20 protein-coding genes are annotated in these 21545 nt (G+C 66.6%); 11 read left to right on the top strand and 9 right to left on the bottom strand.

Going from position 1 to position 21545, the window contains the following annotated elements:
* Positions 1–84: 84 nt before the first annotated feature.
* The 3 genes from C4S73_RS17085 to C4S73_RS17075 all read left to right on the top strand — a co-directional run bounded on the left by C4S73_RS17085 (position 85) and on the right by C4S73_RS17075 (position 3318).
* Positions 85–1344, top strand: coding sequence for a coiled-coil domain-containing protein (locus C4S73_RS17085; RefSeq protein ID WP_103873725.1), 1260 nt, complete (start codon positions 85–87; stop codon positions 1342–1344).
* Positions 1345–1513: 169 nt separating this feature from the next.
* Positions 1514–2458: a sugar kinase gene (locus C4S73_RS17080; protein ID WP_200828036.1), complete on the top strand. Its 945-nt coding sequence runs from the start codon at positions 1514–1516 to the stop codon at positions 2456–2458.
* Positions 2458–3318 carry a TIGR01459 family HAD-type hydrolase gene (locus C4S73_RS17075; RefSeq protein WP_103873724.1) on the top strand — a complete coding sequence of 287 codons (861 nt, stop codon included), beginning with the start codon at positions 2458–2460 and terminating at the stop codon, positions 3316–3318. Before C4S73_RS17080 ends, C4S73_RS17075 begins: the two co-directional genes overlap by 1 nt.
* 23 nt (positions 3319–3341) lie before the next feature.
* Here the strand turns inward: C4S73_RS17075 and C4S73_RS17070 are convergent, their stop codons facing one another.
* The 3 genes from C4S73_RS17070 to ribA all read right to left on the bottom strand — a co-directional run bounded on the left by C4S73_RS17070 (position 3342) and on the right by ribA (position 7298).
* Positions 3342–3698 carry a hypothetical protein gene (locus tag C4S73_RS17070; protein ID WP_103873723.1) on the bottom strand — a complete coding sequence of 119 codons (357 nt, stop codon included), beginning with the start codon at positions 3696–3698 and terminating at the stop codon, positions 3342–3344.
* Positions 3699–3777: 79 nt separating this feature from the next.
* Positions 3778–6144, bottom strand: a complete 2367-nt coding sequence (locus C4S73_RS17065) for a glycosyltransferase family protein (RefSeq protein WP_103873946.1) — start codon at positions 6142–6144, stop codon at positions 3778–3780.
* A 26-nt stretch (positions 6145–6170) separates the two neighbouring features.
* The gene (ribA, locus tag C4S73_RS17060) at positions 6171–7298 is read right to left on the bottom strand and encodes a GTP cyclohydrolase II RibA (RefSeq protein WP_103873945.1); all 1128 of its coding nucleotides are present in this window, start codon (positions 7296–7298) and stop codon (positions 6171–6173) included.
* 261 nt (positions 7299–7559) lie between these two features.
* Between ribA and C4S73_RS17055 the strand changes: the two genes are divergently transcribed.
* Entirely contained in the window at positions 7560–8177 is a 618-nt protein-coding gene (locus C4S73_RS17055) for a cytochrome b (RefSeq protein WP_103873722.1), read from the top strand.
* Between the two features lie 87 nt (positions 8178–8264).
* Here the strand turns inward: C4S73_RS17055 and C4S73_RS17050 are convergent, their stop codons facing one another.
* The 5 genes from C4S73_RS17050 to C4S73_RS17030 are packed head-to-tail and all read right to left on the bottom strand — an operon-like array spanning position 8265 to position 12041.
* Positions 8265–9104, bottom strand: a complete 840-nt coding sequence (locus C4S73_RS17050) for an SAM-dependent methyltransferase (RefSeq protein WP_103873721.1) — start codon at positions 9102–9104, stop codon at positions 8265–8267.
* Positions 9101–10168 (bottom strand): glycosyltransferase family 4 protein, encoded by a 1068-nt coding sequence (locus C4S73_RS17045; RefSeq protein WP_103873720.1) that lies wholly within the window; start codon positions 10166–10168, stop codon positions 9101–9103. Before C4S73_RS17045 ends, C4S73_RS17050 begins: the two co-directional genes overlap by 4 nt.
* Positions 10165–10566 carry a 6-pyruvoyl trahydropterin synthase family protein gene (locus C4S73_RS17040; protein WP_103873719.1) on the bottom strand — a complete coding sequence of 134 codons (402 nt, stop codon included), beginning with the start codon at positions 10564–10566 and terminating at the stop codon, positions 10165–10167. The genes C4S73_RS17045 and C4S73_RS17040 overlap by 4 nt, the downstream gene beginning before the upstream one ends.
* A gap of 51 nt (positions 10567–10617) precedes the next feature.
* Positions 10618–11076, bottom strand: coding sequence for a bleomycin resistance protein (locus C4S73_RS17035; RefSeq protein ID WP_200828035.1), 459 nt, complete (start codon positions 11074–11076; stop codon positions 10618–10620).
* Entirely contained in the window at positions 11073–12041 is a 969-nt protein-coding gene (locus C4S73_RS17030; RefSeq protein ID WP_103873717.1) for a zinc-dependent alcohol dehydrogenase, read from the bottom strand. The genes C4S73_RS17035 and C4S73_RS17030 overlap by 4 nt, the downstream gene beginning before the upstream one ends.
* Before the next feature lie 137 nt (positions 12042–12178).
* Between C4S73_RS17030 and mdoH the strand changes: the two genes are divergently transcribed.
* From mdoH to C4S73_RS17005, 5 genes are all read left to right on the top strand, one after another.
* Positions 12179–13996 carry a glucans biosynthesis glucosyltransferase MdoH gene (gene mdoH, locus C4S73_RS17025; protein ID WP_103873944.1) on the top strand — a complete coding sequence of 606 codons (1818 nt, stop codon included), beginning with the start codon at positions 12179–12181 and terminating at the stop codon, positions 13994–13996.
* The gene (locus C4S73_RS17020) at positions 13993–14751 is read left to right on the top strand and encodes an FkbM family methyltransferase (protein ID WP_103873716.1); all 759 of its coding nucleotides are present in this window, start codon (positions 13993–13995) and stop codon (positions 14749–14751) included. Before mdoH ends, C4S73_RS17020 begins: the two co-directional genes overlap by 4 nt.
* A gap of 5 nt (positions 14752–14756) precedes the next feature.
* Positions 14757–15743 carry a hypothetical protein gene (locus C4S73_RS17015; RefSeq protein WP_103873715.1) on the top strand — a complete coding sequence of 329 codons (987 nt, stop codon included), beginning with the start codon at positions 14757–14759 and terminating at the stop codon, positions 15741–15743.
* A 283-nt stretch (positions 15744–16026) separates the two neighbouring features.
* Positions 16027–16806, top strand: coding sequence for a 2-oxo-tetronate isomerase (gene otnI / locus C4S73_RS17010; protein WP_103873714.1), 780 nt, complete (start codon positions 16027–16029; stop codon positions 16804–16806).
* On the top strand, positions 16806–17810 hold the full coding sequence (locus C4S73_RS17005) for a glucokinase (RefSeq protein ID WP_103873713.1): 1005 nt from the start codon (positions 16806–16808) through the stop codon (positions 17808–17810). Before otnI ends, C4S73_RS17005 begins: the two co-directional genes overlap by 1 nt.
* A gap of 303 nt (positions 17811–18113) precedes the next feature.
* Here the strand turns inward: C4S73_RS17005 and C4S73_RS17000 are convergent, their stop codons facing one another.
* Positions 18114–18509 (bottom strand): hypothetical protein, encoded by a 396-nt coding sequence (locus C4S73_RS17000; protein WP_244595638.1) that lies wholly within the window; start codon positions 18507–18509, stop codon positions 18114–18116.
* Between the two features lie 176 nt (positions 18510–18685).
* Between C4S73_RS17000 and C4S73_RS16995 the strand changes: the two genes are divergently transcribed.
* Together C4S73_RS16995 and C4S73_RS16990 are read left to right on the top strand one after the other, a co-directional pair.
* Positions 18686–20509 carry an ABC-F family ATP-binding cassette domain-containing protein gene (locus tag C4S73_RS16995; RefSeq protein WP_103873712.1) on the top strand — a complete coding sequence of 608 codons (1824 nt, stop codon included), beginning with the start codon at positions 18686–18688 and terminating at the stop codon, positions 20507–20509.
* Positions 20510–20642: 133 nt separating this feature from the next.
* The gene (locus C4S73_RS16990; protein WP_103873711.1) at positions 20643–21389 is read left to right on the top strand and encodes an SDR family oxidoreductase; all 747 of its coding nucleotides are present in this window, start codon (positions 20643–20645) and stop codon (positions 21387–21389) included.
* Positions 21390–21545: the final 156 nt, after the last annotated feature.

The following is a 21545-nucleotide window of genomic DNA, read 5'->3' as shown; positions in this document are numbered from 1 at the left end:
TCCGGGGCAGAGGAGGCGCTGGTCACACCGGCGCTTCCGTGGCAGAATTTCCGGCTGACATCTCGTGACGCGGAGCCACATGTCTTGATCGAAGCCGTCATGCTGGTTGCGCTCGGCTTCCTCTCGGCCAGCCTGCTTGCGCTGGCGGCGATACCCGCTTTGGCGCGTCGGGCGGACCGGCTGGCGCGCAAGCGGGCCGAAGCCGCATTCCCGCTTTCGCTTGCCGAGATCGCGGCCGATCGCGACCATCTTCGCGCCGAACTCGCCTTGCGCGCCCGCGCCCTTGAACAACAGGCCGAGCGCGGCTTTGCTGCCAAGGCCGGGGCCATGCAGGAAGTCGGCCGGCGCGACATGACGATCGGCCAGCGCGAGCGCGAATTGCGGGCGCGGGACGAGCGCATCGGCCTGCTCGAAGGCGAACTCGCTACGACGCGTGGCGAACTCGCCGAGACACGCGAGGCGCTTGCCCGGGACAGCGCGGCCCTGGCCGAGACTGCGGCCGCTCTTGAAAAGCGGCTTACCGACCTCGCCAGCCTCGAACGCAATCTCGCGGATACCCGCACGGCCTTGACCGGAACCAGCGCGGATTTGTCCGTGCGCGCCGAGGAATTGGCGCAGGAACGCGCCACGCTCGGGCGTATCGAGGGCTTGCTCGCCGAGCGGGAGGGCGAACTGGCTACCGCGCGCGGCGAGAATGATCAGTTGAGGGTGGCGCAGGTCGAGGATCGGACGCAGATCATGGTGCTGGAAGGCAAGCGCGACGAACTCTCCGGCAGGCTCGCCGCGACGGAGCGTGGGCTCGATGAGAGCCGGACGGCGTTGAAGGCGATGAGCGTCGACCGTGACAGCGAGCGGCTGCGGGCGGACGCATTGGCGGCGCGCGCCGAACAGGCCGAAGCCGGCCTTGCCGCGGCCGATGCGCGTGCCGGCGCGGCGACAGCGGAAGCCTTGCGGATCGAGGGGTTGCTGAAGCAGGAAACCGAAGAGCATGCGGCCGAGCACGAGGCGAGGGAGGCTGAAGGGCGCGATCTCGCCCTGACCAAGACCGCGCTTCAGGCCGAGCGGCAGCGGGTGCTGGAGGAAACGGCGGCGCTGCGCGAGGATGTGCGCGAACGCGAGAGCCGGCTCGAAACCGTGCATGCCGAAGTGCAGACGATCCAGGGCGCGCTGATTCAGGCACGCGCAGACCGGGCCCGGCTCAAGCGCGAGGTTGCTCAATTGCGCAAACCTGTCGGGCCACCTGCTGCCGACGATGCGGCGGCCAGCGCGGCATTGCGTCAGGAGATCATGAAGGTCGCCGAGCGGCTGATGGCGCTGCCGCCGAAGCAGGAGGCGGCGGAATAGAAACAGATCTTCGCGAAAAACCGGTTCCCGCTTTTTCGCATGGATGCTGTAGGTCTTTGATTCTGCATCGGCTTCTTCCGAAAACCGCATTCCACTTTTCCGGCCGATGCTCTAAGAAGGCGCGCAGCTTCCTGCGCTCCGATCGCCTTTTCCAGATGGTTCCAGTTCCGTGACAGAAACCCGCATCGACCTTCTCTGCCTGGGTGAACCGCTGGGCGAATTCAATGCCACGCGCGGCGAGGCCGGGGCCTTTCAGTTCGGCCATGGCGGCGACACCTCGAACTGCGCCGTTGCAGCGGCCCGGCAGGGCGCATCGGTCGCTTATGCAGGCGCGCTGGGTGACGACAGCGCCGGCCGTTCCATTCGCGCCCTGTGGGCTCGCGAGGGGGTCGACGACACCCATGTCTCGACGCATCCGACCGCGCCGACTGGCCTCTATTTCGTCGATCACGGCCCGTCCGGCCATGTCTTCTCTTATCTGCGCGCCGGCTCCGCCGCGAGCCTGGCGGGTCCGCGCGATCTGCCGCGCGACCTGATCCGCTCGGCCCGGATCGTCCAGGCCTCAGGCATCAGCCAGGCGATTTCGGCGAGCGCCTGCGACGCCGTGTTCGAGGCCTTCGCCACTGCGCGCGACGCCGGCGTGCTCACGGCCTACGACACCAATCTGCGGCTCAAGCTCTGGCCTCTGACGCGGGCGCGCGCCATCATCCACGCCGCCTGCGCGATGGCCGATATCGTGCTGCCCGGCCTCGACGATGCGACCCAGCTCACCGGCCTGAACTCGCCGGATGCGATCGTCGATTTCTATCTCGGTCTGGGCGCAAGGGTCGTGGCGCTGACGCTCGGGCATGAGGGCTCGCTGGTGGCGACGCCGGTCCGGCGCGAGCGGCTGGTCCCGATCAAGGTCAAGGCGATCGACGCCACCGGCGCGGGCGATTGCTATGATGGCGCCTTCCTCGCCGAATATATCCGCACCGGCGACGCTTTCGCGGCGGCTGCCTATGCCAATGTCGCCGCCGCCCTCTCGACGCAGGGCTATGGCGCGGTGGCGCCGCTGCCCAACCGCGCCGAGGTCGAGGCGCGTATCGCCGCCGAAGCGAAGGCCAAGCACTGATGGCGATTCCGATCCTGAAGGAGGCGGGCAGCCTGCTCGCCCGCTACGACGTGCTGATCAGCGATGTCTGGGGCGTCGTCCATGACGGGCTCTGGGCTCTGGAGCCGGCCTGCGCCGCGCTGATGCAGTTTCGCGAGCGGGGCGGGGCGGTGGTGCTCCTGTCGAACGCGCCCAGCCCTTCCCAGCAGGTCGCCGGCTTGCTCGACGCCAAGCGGGTTCCGCGCGAGGCCTGGGATCGGCTGGTGACCTCGGGCGACGTCACCAAGTCGCTGATCGCCGAAAGCCACCATCGCAAGGTCTATCATATCGGCTGGACGGAGGACCGCGCGGTGTTTGCGGGCCTCGACGTCGCGCTCGTCGGCGAGGAGGAGGCCGACATCGTCGTCGCCACCGAACTCAACAATTACCGCACCGAGACGCCCGAGCAGTACCGGCCGCTGCTGGAGCGCTTCGCGGCGCGCGGCCTGCCCTTCATCTGCGGCAATCCCGACCTCGTCGTCCATGTCGGCGAGCATCTTTTGCCCTGTGCCGGGTCTCTGGCTGCGATCTATGAGGAGCTGGGCGGCAGCGTCGCCTGGGCGGGCAAGCCCTATCGGCCGGCCTATGACCTCGCGCTCGAGGCGGCTCGCGCGGTGCGTGGCGGACGCGCCGTCGATCCCGCCCGTGTTCTGGTCATCGGCGATGCCGTTCGCACCGATCTTGCCGGCGCAAAAATGATGGGCTTCGACAGCCTCTTCATCGCCGGCGGCATCCATCGCGACGAGACGATGCATGAGGGCGCGGTCGAGCCCGACGGGCTGGCGCGCGTGCTTTCAGGCCAGCCGGCACAGCCGATCGCCGCGATGGGGGCGTTGGCGTAGGGTCTACTTGGGGGGGAGAAGCGTCATTTTGGAAACCGAGCCTCACACGTTCTGACTTTGTCAGCCACCAAGCGCGGTTCTTTGCTTTGCAGCGCGACCACAGTGTCAACATGCTTCTGCATGTATCTCTGAGCATCCTGTTTCGCCCTGCCCAACTGAGCAAACTCCACCTCGGCCAGCGACGCGAGCCTGTGGAACTTCGCTCTGAAATACGCTGCGTCCGCAGCATTCCCGGCATCTGAATAAGCCTGACCGGCAATTGCGAACGCAGCGCCGCATTGAAAGAAGAGCTCGGTTGGCCGCAATAGATCGACTTGCGGCTGCGCGTGACAGACGACGGGAGCAGTGAGAAAGCCCACAAGGGTGATAATTTTCCGCATACGCCCTCCAAAAGTACTGCGCGTTTAGACGCTTAATTCCCAGCAGCGGCAACGGATCGGATGCCGCCGCATGCAAAGCTCAACCGGCTCCACCGTCACGCCCCACCCGCAGCCGCTTGCCGAGATCCTCGAACAGCCCCTGAAACGGCCTGAACACGAATGTCACGGTCGAGCGTCCGGGCGGCACCTGCACGGCCCGGAACAATACGTTGGCGCGCAGCAGTTCGGCCGGTTTTCCGTTGATCTCGACCTGCCACCAATGGTGCCAGACATCGTTGAGGACGACGATGCCGCCCTGTGGGGCGTCGACGGCGAGCGCCACCTGTGTGGTTCCATAGTCGAGCAGCCGGACCGAGCCCGCCTGGGCCGGGCCTGCCGGCAAAGGCGGCAGGTCATGGTCGAGAAGCACGGTGGTGCGTGGGTCGAAACCCTCAGGCCACCGGCCGCTCGCCAGGATCGCGTCGAAATCGACCTTCTGCGCCTGTCTCACCAGAAGCACGCGCGGCAGGGCGCGGGGATTCTCATAGACATACGCGTCCTTGGTGCGGGCGATCTGGACGAGGTCGCCCGGCTTCAGGGATGGATCGATCCGTTCGACGGGGACGCCAGTCGCGATGAAGCGAAGACCGAGCATGTCGGCCAGCAGCGAACGATAACCCGGCATCAGCGCTGAGAATTTGCGCTGGTCGGGCAGTGCGACATGGTCTTCAGCGCCGGTCGCCTTGCTGTAGAGGCCGAGCCTGAGCGGGTTGTAGCCGAGCGTGTTGTCGAGCTCGTGGACGAGGCTGGCATTGGGCCAGTGGAAGTCGATGCCGGCGAGCTCGATGCGGTCGCGCCGGTCGGGGCCGGCGGTGCGGGCGGTCTCGCGCTTGAGGAGGGCGATCGTCTCGTTCCTGCTGTCGGCGCGCAGCACGTCATAGGTCTGCGAGGGCAGGGCGGTCGACTCGCTTGGTCCGTTGTTGACGGAAAGATCGATGGTCAGCGTTGCGCCGAGAACGATGGCCGCCGCAACTGCCGACCCCTGCAGGCTGAGGCCGCGCGCGGCGACGAGCGCGCCGACGGCGAGCATGGCGCAAAGCAGCGCCGTCACCAGCGGCAGGGCGGCGACGGACAGGCGCCCCACCGTCCAGGCGAGCCAGAGCGCAAGCGCAAGCGCGCCGAGGAGCAGGCCGGCCTCAACGGTACGCTGCCAGGGTTTTGCGCGCGGGGCGGTGTCGGTCATGACCAGATGGGTGAGGTAGCCGCCGAGCAGGGCGAGCAGCGCGCCGAGGATGAAGAGCGCGTCGGCGGGCCGGCGATAGAAATTCACCCCCGGCAGTTCGAACAGAAGGCGGAAGCCCGGCGTATAGCGCCCGAGCGCATAGATCAGGACGATCAGGGCCGCTGCGCTCAGCGCGATGATCTCGCGGCGCAGCAGGGCTCCGCGCACCACCCCCACCGTCAGGATCAGCAGCATCGGCAGGAAGCCGAGATAGAGCTGGCTCATATTGCGGGCGAGAAAGAGATCGACCGAACCGAAGCGCGCCTCCCAGGCGGGGCTCGGCGCGCCCCAGAAGTTCTCGAGCGGCCCGGCTGCGCCATAGAGATTGGCGAAAAGCCCGGTCAGCAGTGCGGCGGGGTGCAGCGAGCCCTTGCCGGCGCCAATGAGGTCGATCTCGGGGCGGTTGGATTCCTGCGCCAGGAAGGCGGTCAGCAGGATCGGGACGGTCGCGACCAATACGGCGCCGAGCGTTCCCGCCAGCAGCGGCGGCAGGCTCGTGCGCAACGCCTGCCAGGGCCGCCGGGCCATCGCGATCGCGGCGATGACGAGACCAGCGAGCACATAGACGCCGATCAGCGCCACCTGGTCGCGGCCGAGCACCATGAAGCCCGCGACGATGCCGGCCGCGAAGCCATAGGCGAGCGAACCGCGCTCCAGCGCCCGCGCTATGAGCACGAGCGTGATGGCGAAGTAGCCGAGGCTCATCACCTGGCCGACATGCTGGATGCGCCATGCAGCAGCCGCGCCGAACGCGAAGGCGAGCGCGGCGACGACCGCGCCGGCAGGGTGCCAGTCGCGATCGCGGAACAGGACGACGAAGGAGAGCGCGCCCGCCAGCAGGGTTGCCAGAACGGCGCCGTCGCTCCAGCGGAAATCTGGTGTCGGATTCAACGCCGCGATCAGCGCGAAGGGCGGTGAGAAGATCAGGGATTGCGGATCGGCCACCTGCGGCGACCCCGAGAAGACGTAAGGCGTCCAGAAGGGCGAAAGGCCCTTGTGCCAGCTGCTCGCCAGGAACTGGAGCTGCGGGTGGAAATGCGCCTTGGCATCCCAGGGAATGGTCAGGACGCCCGACAGCCAGGGCCAGGACAGGGCAAACCAGGCCAGCGTCACGATGCAAAACACGCTGGCGAGGGGCCAGCGTGTTTTCGTGTCAGGCGGGATCGACGATCCGGGCTCGGACATCAGGGCGCTCCGGCCGATGTCGCCGCTCAATCCTTCGGCGCGGCACGCGCCATCAGCGCATCCATGTCGATGAAGTGGCCGGCGCGATCGCGCTTGGAGGCGAGATAGCGGACATTATGGACATTGGGCCGGCCGAGCACGCGCTGCGTCGCCGCGACCTCGAGCCCTGCCGCCTTGATCGCGCCGACCTTGAGCGGGTTGTTGGTGAGGGCTGTGACGCTGGTGACGCCGAGCTGCTTCAGCATCGTGGCTGCAAAATCGAAATGGCGCTGGTCGAGATCGAAGCCAAGCACCTCGTCAGCGTCGTAGGTGTCCCAGCCCTGGCTCTGCAGCTTGTAGGCGCGCATCTTGTTGGAGATGCCGTTGCCGCGGCCCTCCTGGTCGAGATAGAGCAGGATGCCGCCCTCGTTCTCGGCCATCCACTGCACGGTCTCGCGCAGCTGGTCGCCGCAATCGCATTTCAGCGAGCCGAACAGGTCGCCGGTCAGGCAGGCCGAGTGCAGCCGCACCGGAACGGCGGTCGCAAGATCGGGATTGCCGACTATGATCGCGACCTGATCGCGCAGGCCCTCGCCACCGCGGAAGACGACGAATTCGGTGTCGGGCGCGCCTTCAAGCGGAACCGGAGCCCGGCCGACAATGGTCAGCGAAGCTGCCTGCGCCGCGCGATAGGCGTTCACCGCTTCGATCGAGACCTCGAGCAGCGGCTCGCCGGCAACCGCCTTGGCCGAAACCGGGACGAGGATGACGGCGGGGAGGACGAGCGCGAGACGCGCCAGTTCGAGCGCCGCATTGTCGATCTCTGAGGCCGGTGCAACGGGCGCATCGACCTTGCCGTCGATCTTCAACGCCAGGTTCTCGATGCGGCCGAGGTCGATCGCGGGCATGGCGAGGATGCCGGTTTCGGCGCGTCCCTTGGCTCCGAGCCGGCGCAACCGCGCCGCGCTGAGCACGAGATGGGCCGTGCCCCCGGCGAGATCGTCGAGACGCTGGACAAGCCCGGCATCCGCCAGTTCGGCGGAAAGCGCGAGTGCCAACCGCTCGCCGGAGCGCAGGAGCACCGGGCGGCCGGCGCGAAACTCGGAGATCGCCCGGTCCACCGCCACGATGTCGGTTTCATGGGGGCGGCCGAAAAGCGTACGCGACTTGGGCATCGAGCTGTCCGTCAGTGCGCCGTCGAGCGGCAAAGGAGTGGATTGTCTACACGCGAAAGGTGGATATGGATGCGTCGCCCTAACCGTTCAATCAAACGTGCCGGCCGCAGCTCAGTTCCCGCAGCCGAAACTTTCTTATCTGTTGCAATCAGCGGTCAAGCCAATCTTCGAGCGTGCCGTATAATGGCGCGATATTGAACGCGAGATGAATGATAGGAACGGGCCTGCACGGCCGGCAAGCCTGCAATCCGGGAGGGTGGAATGACGCATGATCATGGCCCCGGGAATCTCGGCCCCGGGACTCTTGGCTCCGGGACTCTTGGCCTCGCGACGACTAGGCCGGTTTATGGCGCGATTGCGCGTCGCCTGCATTGGGCGACGGTGGGTGCGGTGTTCGTGATGGTGCCGCTAGGGCTCGCCATGACCTATCGCGGCAATACGCTCGATATCTGGGATGGGCTGACCGACGCGCTTTACAGCTCCCACAAGCTGATCGGTTTTCTGCTGCTGTGGCTGATGGTCGGCCGGCTGATCTGGCGGCTGCTGCATGGTGCGCCCCCTGACGAGCCGAGCTTGCTCTGGTGGCAAAAGGCGGCCTCGCATCTGGTGCACTGGCTGCTCTACGGACTTCTACTCGTCGTGCCGCTGCTCGGCTGGATCGGGGTTTCGCTTTACCCCTCGCTGACGGTTTTCGGCCTGTTCGACCTGCCGGCGCTGGCCAAGCCGAATGAGGACCTTGCCAAGCGCGTGCTCTGGCTGCACGGCACGCTGGTTTTCGCGACGGTCGCGGTCATCGGCGGCCATATCGCAGCGGCGCTCTATCATTATTTCATCCGCAAGGACGGCGTGCTGCGCCGGATGCTGCCCGGGCTGAAATAGGCAGTCCGGGCGCTGTTTCTCGCTCAAAGGGGGTTTTCACTGCAAGACAGGGCTTCGTCAGACAGGTCTTGGTCAGACAGGTCTTGGTCAGACAGGTCTGGCCCAGAGGTCGTGATGCCCGACAAGCGCTGAGGTCGACTGACGCCGCGCCGCGAGCCATTCGGCGACGGCGCCGGCATCGACATGGCCGGTTTCCAGCACGGCATCGGCGATGCCCTGCGCCAATGTGCCGGCGAGTTCGCGCTGCTGTCCGTCGATTCGCCAGGCACTGTCGCCGATCGAGACCGCGAAGCCGGATTTGCGGAAGGCCTCGGCCATGATGTCGGTGGCGTCGGGACCTGCGGCTGGGCCGAAGCCCTTATCCGTATGCTGGTGGTGCTTGAAGGCGGCCAGCATTCGGGCATCGACGGGATGGGCGGGTTCCCAGATTTCGCGACCGTCATAGGTCAGCACGGTATAGAGCGGCAGGCGCTGGGTCGCCAGCGCCGCAACGAAGCGCTTGATCCAGGTTTTCGAGGTCAGATCGAACAGCGCGGCGGCCGTGACGAGGTCGGGCTGCCAGCCGAGCACCCATTCGAGGTCCTTCGTCAGGTCGGCCTGGCGGGTGTCGACGGTGATCGTCCTGTCGTCCTTGGAGAGAACGAGTTCCTCGCCCTGCTCGCGGGCTTCGTCGGCCCAGCCCTTCAGGATCTCGCGTGTCGTGGCCAGCAGGACCGGGTCGTGGTCGACGAGCGTCCAGTGCTGGCGCACCGGCAAGGCGGCGTAGGTGCCGCGCAGGTTGGAGCCGGCGCCGCAGCCGAGATCGACGATGCTCAGCGAGGCCCGTGGCGAGAAATGCGTGCCGACGGCCGCCAGAACCTGCGGATTGCGCGCCGCATGGTCGGCCGGCTCGCGCAGGGCAAGCCAGTCGGGGGAGAAACCAGTCATCGCATCACCTTTCGGCCGGTATCGGCCAGACATGCCCTGGCGACGATCGCCGCCGTGGCCGGCCAGCGCGGCAGCGTGTCGGCAGCCGCCCAGGCGGCGCCGGCCAGCCGCGCACGTTTGGCCGGCGCATCAATCAGTGTCGCGAGCGCCTTTGCAAGCGCTTCCGTGTCGCCGGGAGGGACCTTGAGCGCCGTATCGTCGGGCACCGTCTCGGCGGCAGCGCCGCCCGTCGTGCAGACGATGGGCAGGCCGCGCGCGAGGGCTTCAGTCAAGACCATGCCATAGCCTTCGAAAAGCGAGGGCATGACGAAGAGATCGGCGCGCGCATAGGCGCTGGCAAGAGCGTCCTGATCCACGGCTCCTGCAAGCAAGATCCGGTCCTGAAGTCCCGTTGCCATGATCTGGCTGCGCAGGGCTTCCGCGATGTGCGGGGCGCGGTCTGCCGCTCCAATGATGGTCAGCTGCCAGTCCCTGTTCGCGATGGTGCCGAGCGCCTCGACCAGGATGTCGTAGCCCTTGCGCGCAACGAGCGAGCCGACGGCGAGGAGTTGCAGTGGGCCACCCGTCACGCCGCCGGTTGCGCGGGATGCCGCGTCGACACCGGGAACAGCGATGGTGATACGTTGCGCATCCACGCCGAAATCCAAGACCAGCAGGCGCTTCGTCGTCGGGCTGGTCACCACGATTGCATGGGCATGGCGCAGCGCCGCAGCCTCGCGAGCGACGAAGTCGCGGGCCTGTTCGGGGGATAGCCCGGCCTCGAGGCCGAGCGGATGGTGGACCAGCGCGATGATGCGCGCCCTCAATTCGGCCGCGAGGCTTTCCGGAAAGGCGCCATAGGCCAGCCCGTCGATCAGGAGCGTCTCGTCCTCAGCGCAGGAGAGCAGCAGCTGCTGCGTCAGCGCCAGCTCGGCATCGCTGGGAAAGGGGAAGGAGCCGGGCAGCGCGAGATGGCGGGCCTCGACGCCCGTTTCCTGCCATTCCGCCAGCAGCCTGCGGTCATAGCCGTATCCGCCGGTCGGGAGATCGATGTCGCCGGGGATGGCGAATACGATACGGCTCACGCGAGCGCGCCCTCGTAGGTCGCACGGGCGAGATCGGTCTCGTGCAGGGTGACGCGGATGCGGGCGAGCCCGGCGCCATCCTCGCCCAATGCGCCCGATGTCGCGGCGGCGGCCATGGCGTCGAAAATGTACCGGCAGAGGAATTCGGTCGTGGTGAGCACGCCTGCGAATTGCGGCAGCGCGTCGAGGTTCTGGTAGTTCAGGGGCTTCAGCGTCCTGTTCAGCACGTCGAGGGCCGCGCCGATATCGACCACGACGTTCTGGCGCGTCAGCTTCTCACGGAAGAAGGCGACGTCCACGACGAAGGTCGCGCCATGCATGTTCTGGGCGGGGCCGAAGAACGGATCGGGCAGGGAGTGGCCGATCATGATGCGGTCGCGGACTTCGACGGAGAACATGGGGAGATTCCAGTCAGAGAATTCGTGTGTTCGGAATTGGAGTTCGTGCCGTCAGGATTGACCGACAGGTCGACGGCCGATCGATTGCGAGAAGCGCAATAGATAGCCGTCAGGAGCCTGAACGAGAAATTGCCGGACGCCGGTCTCATGATCGCCGGCGCGATACCAGCGTTCTTCCGGGCCGAAGAAGATCGGGTAGCCCGCGCGGCTCAAAGCATCGAGCAGGGGCGTCAGTGCCGCGACGGTGATCTCGAAATTGATGCCGCGACCATAGGGCTTTTCGCGAGCGCCGGTGTCCCAGATGCCGCGCCGCTCGGCTGAACCGGTGTCGTATTCCTCGAGCATGAACTCGACGCCTTCGCGCTCGATCGCGGCAAAACCCTGCTCGGGGCGGTCGTAGACGATGCGGAAGCCGAGCAGGTCGCGCCAGAAGGCGAGGCTCGCCGGCAGCGAATCGATGTTCAGTTCGGGCACCAGCGCCGGGCGGGGCATGGCTCTCAAGGATGTCATGCGGGCGACTTATAGCGGAGTACTGCCGTCAGGCCAGCGCCACCGGAGCCGAGAAGGGCAGGCAATCGGCTCGGTGCATCCTCGAACGCGATCTCATCGCTAATGAGGCGATCCAGTCGGTCGTCCGCCAGCAGAGCCATCGCGGCGGCGCTGCGGCGCGCATAGTCCCAGCGCGGACGGCGCGACGGGGCGACCTGCCCGACCTGCGACGAAATCAGCTGTAGGCGCCTGGCATGGAAGGCGCCGCCGAGCGGAGCGGCGATCGCCCCATCGCCATACCAGCTGAGCTCGACGATCTTCGCCTCGGCGCCCGCGGCGGCGATCGCGGCTGCGAGACCGGCGGCCGTCGCGCTGGCGTGGAAAACGAGATCGGCTTCAGTCGGGGCGTTTTCCGGCAGGGCGAAGCCGAAGCCGAGCGCTGCGGCGATGTCTGCGCGCGACGGTTCCACATCGACCAGCGTGACCTCCGCGCCGGGCAGCCGCGCAGCGAGCCAGGCGACCAGCAGGCCCAGCACGCCGCCGCCGACCACGACGATGCGATCGGCCGGGCCTGAGCCCGCGTCCCAATGGGCATTGAGCGCGGTTTCCATATTGGCCGCCAGCACCGCGCGACGCGGCGGCAGGGCGTCCGGCACAAGGGTCAGGCGGTCGCGCGGCGCGACGAAACGATCCTGATGGGGATGCAGGCAGAACACGGTCCTGCCGATCATGTCGGAGGGGCCGGCTTCGACGGTTCCCACGGCGCAGTAGCCGTATTTGACCGGAAACGGGAAGGCGCCCTGCTGGAAGGGTGCGCGCATGCGCTCATGCTCGGACACCGGCACGCGCCCTTCGAAGACGAGCCGTTCGGTGCCGCGGCTGATGCCGCTCCAGAGCGTACGGACGAGACAGTCCTGCGGCCCCGGTTCAGGCAATTCGGCCTCGTTCAGGGCGCATTCACGCGCAGCTACATACCAAAGGGCCATGGCAGTCGAACTTGCGCTAGGCCGCAATGCCGGCTTTAGCTCCTGCACCATTTCAGCTCCTGCGCCATCTCGCAGCCTCCAGCCCGTCCTGTTGCCTTGCCCGCCACTTGCAGACTGATCGCATGACAGAGACCGCCATGAACCAGCGCCCCGCTCCGACCACGTTCCAGCCGGCAGCGCAAGGGGCCGAGGAATTGCGCGGTCTCACGCCGGCCGGCCTGCAGATGCGCGCGACGCTGAGCGCGCGGCGCTGGCTCGTGCTGGCGCTCAATCTCGTGACGTTCGCCGGCTTGCTCTACGGGCTGTCGCATGTGCTGCGCGCGGGCGGCTGGACGATGGCTGATATCGTCATCTTCGTCGCCTTCCTGTTCGGCGCGCCCTGGACGGTGCTCGGCTTCTGGAATGCCGTGATCGGGCTGTGGCTGCTGCATGCCACCGATGACGGGCTCGATCAGGTCGCGCCCTTTGCCGCTGCCGGCGAAGCTGCGGCGCCGATCGCGATCCGCACGGCGGTTCTGATGACCTTGCGCAATGAGGATCCCGAGCGTGCCTTCCGCCGGCTGCGCGTGGTCAAGGACAGTCTCGACGCGACGGGCGAGGGCGTCTGGTTCGACTATTTCGTGCTCTCCGACACCAATGATCCCGTCGTCGCGGCATCGGAGGAGCTGCTTGCGGCGGAGTGGGCAAGGGAAATCGGCGGTCCGGCCCGCGTCACCTATCGCCGCCGCATCGACAATGCCGGCTTCAAGGCTGGCAATGTCCGCGATTTTTGCGAGCGCTGGGGCGACCGCTATGAGCTGATGCTGCCGCTTGACGCCGACAGCGTGATGTCTGGCCCTGCGATCGTGAAGCTGGCGCGAATGATGCAGGCGTATCCGAAGCTCGGCATCCTGCAGAGCCTGGTCGTGGGTATGCCGAGCCAGTCCGCCTTCGCACGCATCTTCCAGTTCGGCATGCGGCAGGGCATGCGGCCCTACACCATGGGCTCGGCCTGGTGGATTGGCGAATGCGGCCCCTTCTGGGGGCATAACGCGATGGTTCGCATCGCGCCCTTCCGCGACGAATGCCATTTGCCGGTTCTGCCCGGCGGGCCGCCGCTCGGCGGGGCCGTCATGAGCCACGATCAGGTCGAGGCCACGTTGATGCGCCGCGCCGGCTACGAGGTCCGGGTGTTGCCGCAGGAGATGGGGAGCTGGGAGGAAAACCCGCCGACCATGCTCGAATTCGCCAAGCGCGATCTGCGCTGGTGCCTCGGCAACCTGCAATATCTCAAATTGCTCGACCTGCCCGGCCTGAAGCCGATGAGCCGCTTCCAGCTCATCTGGGCGATCCTGATGTTCTTGGGGTTGCCGGCCTGGACGCTGATGATCGCGCTTTTGCCGCTGAAGGTGATCGAGGATCGCGGGCTCGCGGATTATCCGGCCGGGCTTGCCGCCTTCCTCTATGTGCTGTTCTTCGCGATGTATCTCTCGCCCAAGCTCGCGGGCTTTGCCGATATCATGCTGACCAGGGGCGGAACGGCGCGCTATGGCGGCACTGTGCGCTTCATCGCGTCGGCGCTGATCGAGATCGTGTTCGCTTTCCTGCAGGGCGCGGTCTCCACCTTCCGGACCACGCTGTTCATGATCGGGCTTGCTTTCGGCCGCGCGAAGATCGGTTGGAACGGCCAGTCGCGCGATGCGCATGCGCTGTCCTTCGCGACGGCCTTCGCCGGCCTTTGGCCGCATCTCTTATTCGGGATCTATATCTTCGCGACGCTGCTCGTGCTGTCGCCGGCCGTGCTGATCTGGTCGCTGCCTTTGACCGCAGGCTATGTGCTGGCCATTCCCTTTGCCATGCTGACCGCGTGGCCCGCCCTTGGCGGCTGGCTCGCGCGTCGCGGGCTTTGCGGCATTCCCGAGGATTTCGAGCCACCAGCCGAGCTTGTGGCGATCACGACGGAGCCACGCGCATGAACGCCGTCGCCTATCCCAAGGGGACGGCAAAGGCACTCTCGCGCAGCCTGCGGGTCTATCACGGCGACAAGGCGCGCAATGCGGCGATGGACCGGCTCTATGCCGGCTTCCTGCGGCCGGGCGATCTCGCCTTCGACATCGGGGCCCATGTCGGCGATCGCATCTCGTCCTTCCGCCGGCTGGGAGCGCGGGTCGTCGCGCTGGAGCCGCAGCCCGGCCCGGCGCGCGCCATTCGGCTGATCCATGGGCGCGACCCGCAGGTGACGCTGCTCAAGGCGGCCTGCGGCGATCATGAGGGCACGATCACGCTGAAGATCAACAGCGCCAACCCGACGGTATCGACGGCATCCGCCGCCTTCATCGGCGCTGCCGCAGGCGCCGGAGGCTGGGAGGGGCAGGTCTGGGACCATGAGATCGCGGTACCCTGCACCACGCTGGACAACCTGATCGCGCGCCACGGTTTTCCATCCCTGCTCAAGATCGACGTGGAGGGTTTCGAGGCCCATGTCCTGGCGGGCTTGACCAAGGCCGTGCCGACGATCTCCTTCGAGTTCACCACGATCCAGCGCGATGTCGCCGAGGCGTGCCTCGCCCTGCTTGAAACGCTCGGCCCCTATCGCTTCAATGTCGCGCTGGGGGAAAGCCAGCGGCTTGAACTCGACGAACCCGCCAGTGCCGAAGCCATGGGCGGCTATCTGCGCGATCTGCCTCACTCCGCCAACTCCGGCGATGTCTACGCCATATTGAAGAGCTGAACCTGATGTCGAACTTCGCCTTCCCGCTTCGCGCCATCGCCCTGACGCTGACCCTCGCCTGCCATGCCCTGCCGGCACTGGCGGCGAGCGATGTCGCGGTCGAGGTCAAGAACGAGTCCGAGCCGGTACTCTGCGCCGAGAAGGACAACGTCACCATCAAGGCGATCTCGCCCGAGGTGCGGCGCTTCCAGATCGAGGCGGCCCATCCCGCCTATATCGCCGGGCTGACGCGTGACAATTGGGACGCCGACTGGACCGATTGCGACATGAAGGGTGATCCCGCCTTCGCCGCGCCCGTGCCGCCGCGCCGCGTGACCTTCTATGAGAGCATCGACTACTGGCTGGTCGGTTACACCTTCCCGACCTTCTGGCGCCCGGCCGATACAACTTTCCGCGTCGGCGACAGGGTCGAGAAGGGGCTGCATCTCGTGCAGCTCTGGAAGCTCGGCAAGGACAAGTCCTACGAGGTGCTGGTGGTTTATCCGCAGGATGGCTACTGGCGCGCCCGCCCGATGCCGCCGACCGGCCTCGGCTTCTCCTCCTACGGCTCGTCCTTCCTGTTCGGGCCGATCGAGACCGACGGCCGCCCCGTGGTGAACATCAAGGAGATCGAGTTCGATCCCAAGACGACCTCGTTCAAGATGAATTTCAAGGACGGTTCGGCCGGGACGCTCAAGCTCGACAGCGTCGACGAGAACCGCATGGTGCTCGACGCCGTGCTCGACAAGCCGGTGACCGGCGGCAAGGCCTTCATCGCGCTGCGCTCGATGTATGTCACCGAGTTCAACAACGACGTCGCCCGCATCGCCGTCCGCGAGCCCGGCGCCAAGGGCTGGCGCGAGGAGAAGCTGATGCCGTTCGCAGGCGGGAAGGCGACCGACATCTGGATGGGGCGCACGACGCATTCGCGGCACAACACCTCTTCGCCGGACATGGTCTTCCGCAATTTCTCGAAGGACCCGAACCCGCCGGCAAAGTCCGAGAAGAAATAGCGGCGCGCGCAATAGCGGTTCCGAGACCGTTTGATATCGTCCTCAGCCCTCATCCTGAGGAGCGTCGCAGGCGCGTCTCGAAGGATGGTCCAGATGGTTCGGGAGCCGCCTGAAGCATCCTTCGAGACGCCCGCTTCGCGGCTCCTTAGGATGAGGGCTCACGTCTCAAACGGTCTCCTGGGCATCTCGTGGCCGGAACGCATCGCGCCTCTGTCGCGTTGGTCAATGACGTGGGCGGCGCATCGCGCTAGCTTGCGGGTCCTGATCCAGCCTTGAGGCCGCTATGCCGCGTTTTGCCGCCAATCTTTCGATGATGTTCACCGAATGGGAGTTCCTCGACCGCTTCAAGGCCGCGGCCGAAGCCGGCTTCGAGGCCGTGGAGTTCCTGTTTCCCTATGAGCATGCCCCGGAGAAGGTCGGTCTTGCGCTGGCTGGCGGCGAGCTTGAGCAGGCGCTGTTCAACCTGCCGCCGGGCGATTTCGCCGGGGGGGAGCGCGGGATTGCCGCGCTCGTCGGCCGCGAGGATGAATTCCGCGCCTCGATCGAGACCGCGCTCGCCTATGTGCATGAGACCGGCGTCAAGCGGCTCCACATGATGGCCGGGCTGGTCGATCCGAAGGACCCGGCGGCGCAGGCGACCTACCGCGCCTCGATCGCCTATGCCGCCGACAAGCTGGCGGAGCACGATATCGACCTGCTGCTGGAGCCGATCAACGGCCGGGACATGCCGGGCTATTTCCTGAACGATTTCGATGCGGCGGCTGCCTATATCCGCGAGTCCGGGCGGCCCAACGTCAAGCTGCAGTTCGACATGTACCATTGCGAGCTGATCCATGGCGACGTTTCGGGCAAGCTGAAGGCACTGTATCCGCTCGTCGGACATGTGCAGATCGCGCGTGCGAACGGCCGCCACGAGCCCGACGCGTCGGGGCCGGATTATCCGCGTCTCTTCGCTGAGCTCGACGGGCTCGGCTATGACGGCTTCGTCGGCTGCGAATATCGCCCCGAAGCTGGGACTCTCGAAGGGCTGGGCTGGTTTTCCGAGTGGCGGAAGCCAGAGTGATGCGGCCGCCCATGATCTCCTACCCGGTTCTGGTCGCCGATATCGGCGGGACCAATTGCCGACTCTCGCTGGTTTCCGAACCCGGCGCGTCGCATCAGCCGCTGGCCCGGATCAGCACGGGCGGCCACCCGACGCCGGAAGCGGCGCTGGAAGCCGTGCTGACGACGCTGAGCCAGCGGCCGCGCGCCGCTGTCCTGGCCGTGGCCGGTCCGCTCGAAGGACGCCGCGCGCAGCTCACCAACGCCAACTGGCATTTCGACGGTCCGGAGCTCGCCAAGGCGCTGGGGCTGGAGCAAGGGCTGTTGGTCAATGATTTCGAGGCGCTTGCGGCTTCGCTGGCAGTGCTGGGTGATGGCGATCTGACGACGCTGGTGCCGGGCAAGCCCGATGCCGACGGCATCAAGCTGGTGCTGGGACCCGGCACGGGCTTCGGCGCGGCCGCTCTCCTGACGCGCGGCCATCGCGGCGTGCTGATCCCGACCGAGGCCGGGCACATCGGCATCGGCCCGGAAGATCCGACGGAAGAGAAGATCTGGCCGGCGCTGACCGCGGGCCTGCCGCGCGTCACGGTCGAGAGCCTGCTCAGCGGCGATGGCGTGGTGCGCTTCCACCGCGCGATCGCGCAAAGTTCGGGCATGCTGGAGGCCGATGTCAGCGCTGCCGATGTGACGAGGCTGGCGCTCGATGGCGATCCCGCTGCGCTGATGGCCGTGGTCTGCTTCTGGCGCCTGCTGGCGCGGGTCGCGGGCGATCTTGCACTGACGTTCAAGGCGACTGGCGGGGTCTATATCGCCGGCGGCATCGTGCCGCGCCTGCTGCCGCTCGCCGACCTTGCGACGGTTCAGGCGGTTTTCGCAGGCAAGCCGCCTATGGAGGATCTGGCCGCCGGTTTCGCGCTCCATGTCATCACGGCGCAGGATGCAGCCGAGCAGGGGCTTGCCGCGATCGCGGAGACACCTCAGCGCTTCGGCCTCGACGATCCCAGGCGGTTGTGGTTCGGCTGAAGCCAGAGCGCGATGATTTGATCTGGAAAGAGCGCCGTCATCCCGGACAAGCGGCTTTAGCCGCGCAGATCCGGGATCCATCATAGGGAGCAGAGCTCTAGGATGGATCCCGGGTCGACCTGCGGTCGCCCAGGATGACGGCGCGTTTCCAAGCAAAATCATCAAGCTTGAGGCCGCTGAAGCCTTGCACATCCCGCCTACAGCATCGGACCAAATACCGTATTCGGTCCGATGCTGTAGGTCTTTGATTTTGCATCGGCTTCTTCCGAAAACCGCGTTCCACTTTTCGGGCCGATGCTCTAGCTATTTCAGGCGTTGCGCCTTCAGGGACTGGCCGACAACGCCGCCCGCGCGCCGTCGTGCCGGCCGCTTGGCCTTGATCGCGGCGACATCCTCCGGCTGGGGATGAGCGCCGCGCTCTATGAGTTCGAGCGTGTATTCCTCATAGGTCAGGCCGAGCGCCTCGGCGCGCTCCTGGCGGCGCAGGGCAATCGCAGGTGGCTTGCGCCAGGCCTTGCGGTATGCGGTCCGCCACTCGAAATAGCGATTGATCTCGCCCTTGCCCCATTCGGGCTCATGCGGCGGCGTCTCTTCAAGCGGTGGTCCGCCATTGTCGCCGATCGTCGCGCGGTCTTGGCCGCGTCTTTGGCCGCGCTTTTGGCCCCGTCCCTGGCCTCCCGGCCTATTCTGTTTGGTCACGGAAGGCTCGCTGATCAAGGAAGGCTCGCTGGTCACGGAAGGCTCGCTCGAAAAGGGCTCGTGAAGCGAGCATAATATCGCTCGGGCAGCGCACCAAGTTCGGTGCTGCGGCCCCGTCGCGCGTGACATGGCGGCTGCGCCGGTCTATCCCGCCTGCACTCCCTCACGGAAACATCATGGCTCCTTTGCTTCACCTGCGCGATGTCGCGCTTACTTTCGGCGGTCAGCCCTTGCTGGAGGCCGCGGAAATCGCGGTCTCGGCCGGCGAGCGCGTCTGCCTCGTCGGGCGCAACGGCTCGGGCAAATCGACCCTGCTGAAGATCGTGGCGGGACTTGTCGAGGCTGACAGCGCCGACCGTTTCGTGCAGCCGGGCTGCACGGTGCGCTATCTGCCGCAGGAACCCGATTTCACCGGCTACCGCACCTCGCTCGCTTATGTCGAGGCAGGCCTGGGACCGGGGGACGACGCCTATCGCGCGCAATATCTCATCGACGAGCTCGGCCTTACCGGCCAGGAGGACCCTGCCACCATGTCGGGCGGCGAGTCCCGCAGGGCGGCGCTGGCCCGCGTGCTAGCGCCCGAGCCCGATATTCTGTTGCTCGACGAGCCGACCAACCATCTCGACCTGCCGGTGATCGAATGGCTCGAGCAGGAGTTGAAGTCGCTGCGCTCGGCCATGGTGCTGATCAGCCATGACAGGCGCTTCCTGACCTCGCTGTCGCGCGCCACGATCTGGCTCGATCGCGGCCTGACGAGGCGCATGGACAAGGGTTTCGGCGAGTTCGAAGCCTGGCGCGACGAGGTGTTGGCGCAGGAGGAACTCGACCGCCACAAGCTCGACCGCAAGATCGCCCGCGAGGAGGACTGGCTGCGCTATGGCGTCAGCGCGCGCCGCACCCGCAACCAGCGCCGTCTCGGCGAATTGCACGGCCTGCGCGAGCAGCGCCGCACCGCCCGCAATGTCGTCGGCAGCGTCAAGTTCGAGGCGAGCGAGGCGCAGACCTCGGGCAAGCTGGTGATCGAGGCCGTCGATGTCGCCAAGGCCTATGGCGACAATGTCGTGGTCAAGAGCCTGTCGCTGCGGGTGGCGCGTGGCGACCGGATCGGCATCGTCGGCCCCAACGGTGCCGGCAAGACGACGCTGATCAACCTGCTGACGGGCCAGCTCGCGCCCGATTCCGGCAAGGTGAAGCTCGGCGTCTCGCTCAACATGGTGACGCTCGACCAGCGCCGCGAGAGCCTCGACCCGTCGACGCCGCTGGGCGACGTGCTGACCGGCGGCGGCTCCGACCAGGTCATGGTGGGCGACACGCCGCGCCATGTCATCGCCTATATGAAGGACTTCCTGTTCCAGCCGATCCAGCGGCGCACGCCGGTGGGCGCGCTGTCGGGCGGTGAGCGCGGCCGGCTCATGCTGGCGCGCGCGCTGGCAAAGCCGTCGAACCTGCTGGTGCTGGACGAGCCGACCAACGATCTCGACCTCGAGACGCTCGATCTGCTGCAGGAACTTCTGGCCGATTATCAGGGCACGGTGCTGCTGGTCAGCCATGATCGCGACTTCATCGACCGCGTCGTCTCGGCGACGCTGATCTCGGATGGCGACGGCGTCTGGACGGAGTTCGCCGGTGGCTATTCCGACATGATCGCCCAGCGCGGACGCGGTGTCGGCGCGAAGGTCCGTGTGGTGGCGGGCAAAACTCCTCCCGGCGAACCTGCTCCCGGCGAGCCGGCGTCGGCTGCAGCCACGCCGGCCCCCGTTAACAAGCGCAAGCTCTCCTTCAACGAGAAGCACGCGCTGGAGACGCTGCCCAAGCGCATCGAGGTGTTGCAGGCGGAAGCGGCCAAGTTGAGCACGGCCATGGCGGGCGACCTCTACACCCGCGACCCCAAGCTCTTCGCCAAGGCGACGACGCGTCTCGAAGAGGTGACGCGTGAAATCGGGCAGGCCGAGGAGCGCTGGCTGGCGCTTGAGATGCTGCAGGAAGAGATCGGGGCCTGAAGGCTGGCGGGGAGGCGTCGTCATCGCGACAACCGCCATACAATTTCCGTCTCCGCCCGATCGCGAAAACGCATTTGTTGCCCGTGGCAAATCCAACCAAAGATCGCCGGACAGACAATAACAGGGAAACACCATGAGACTGAAGGGCAAGACGGCGCTGATCACTGGCGGCGCGCAGGGCTTCGGCCTGGGCATCGCCGAGACTTTCGTGCGCGAGGGTGCGCGGGTCGCAGTGCTCGACATCAACGGCGACAAGGCGGCGGAAGCCGCCAAGGCGATCGGCGACAAGGCCATCGCGGTCCCCTGCGACGTCGCCAAGGGCGATAGCGTCGACAAGGCCGTCGCGCAGGTACTGGCCGCCTTCGGCCGGCTCGACATCGTCGTCAACAATGCCGGCATCAGCCATCGCAACCAGCCGATGCTCGATGTCTCCGAGGAGGAGTTCGACCGCGTCTTCGCTGTGAACGTGAAGTCGATCTACCTGATGGCGAAAGCGACCGTGCCGCATTTCCGCGAGCATGGCGGCGGCGTGATCCTCAATATCGGCTCGACGGCCGGCATCCGCCCGCGTCCGGGCCTGACCTGGTATAACGGCTCGAAGGGGGCGGCGAACCTCATCTCGAAATCGATGGCCGTGGAACTTGCGCCCGACCGTATCCGCGTCAACGCCATTGCCCCGGTCGCCGGCGAGACGCCGCTGCTGGCAACCTTCATGGGCGAGGACACTCCCGAGAAGCGCGCCCAGTTCAAGGCGACGATTCCGTGGGGCCGGCTTTCGACGCCGCAGGACATGGCCAATGCGGCACTGTTCCTGTGTTCGGACGAGGCGGAGATGGTGACGGGCAGCGTGCTTGCCGTCGATGGCGGCCGCTGCATCTGAGCGCACCCGCCAATCGGCCATCGCGGCCGTCTGACGCGGTGTTCTGTGCTTCCGGTGCTCACGGACAGGCAGCGTGCCGTCGATGGCGGCCGCTGCGTCTGACTGTTAGGTCGTCATGCTCGGGCGAAGCGAAGCGCAGACCCGAGCATCTTTGAG

Origin of the sequence: Allobosea lathyri (assembly GCF_900108245.1) — a bacterium.
GTDB lineage: Bacteria > Pseudomonadota > Alphaproteobacteria > Rhizobiales > Beijerinckiaceae > Allobosea > Allobosea lathyri.
Note: the sequence above shows the minus strand (reverse complement) of the source record. Positions and strands in the feature narration are given on the sequence as shown.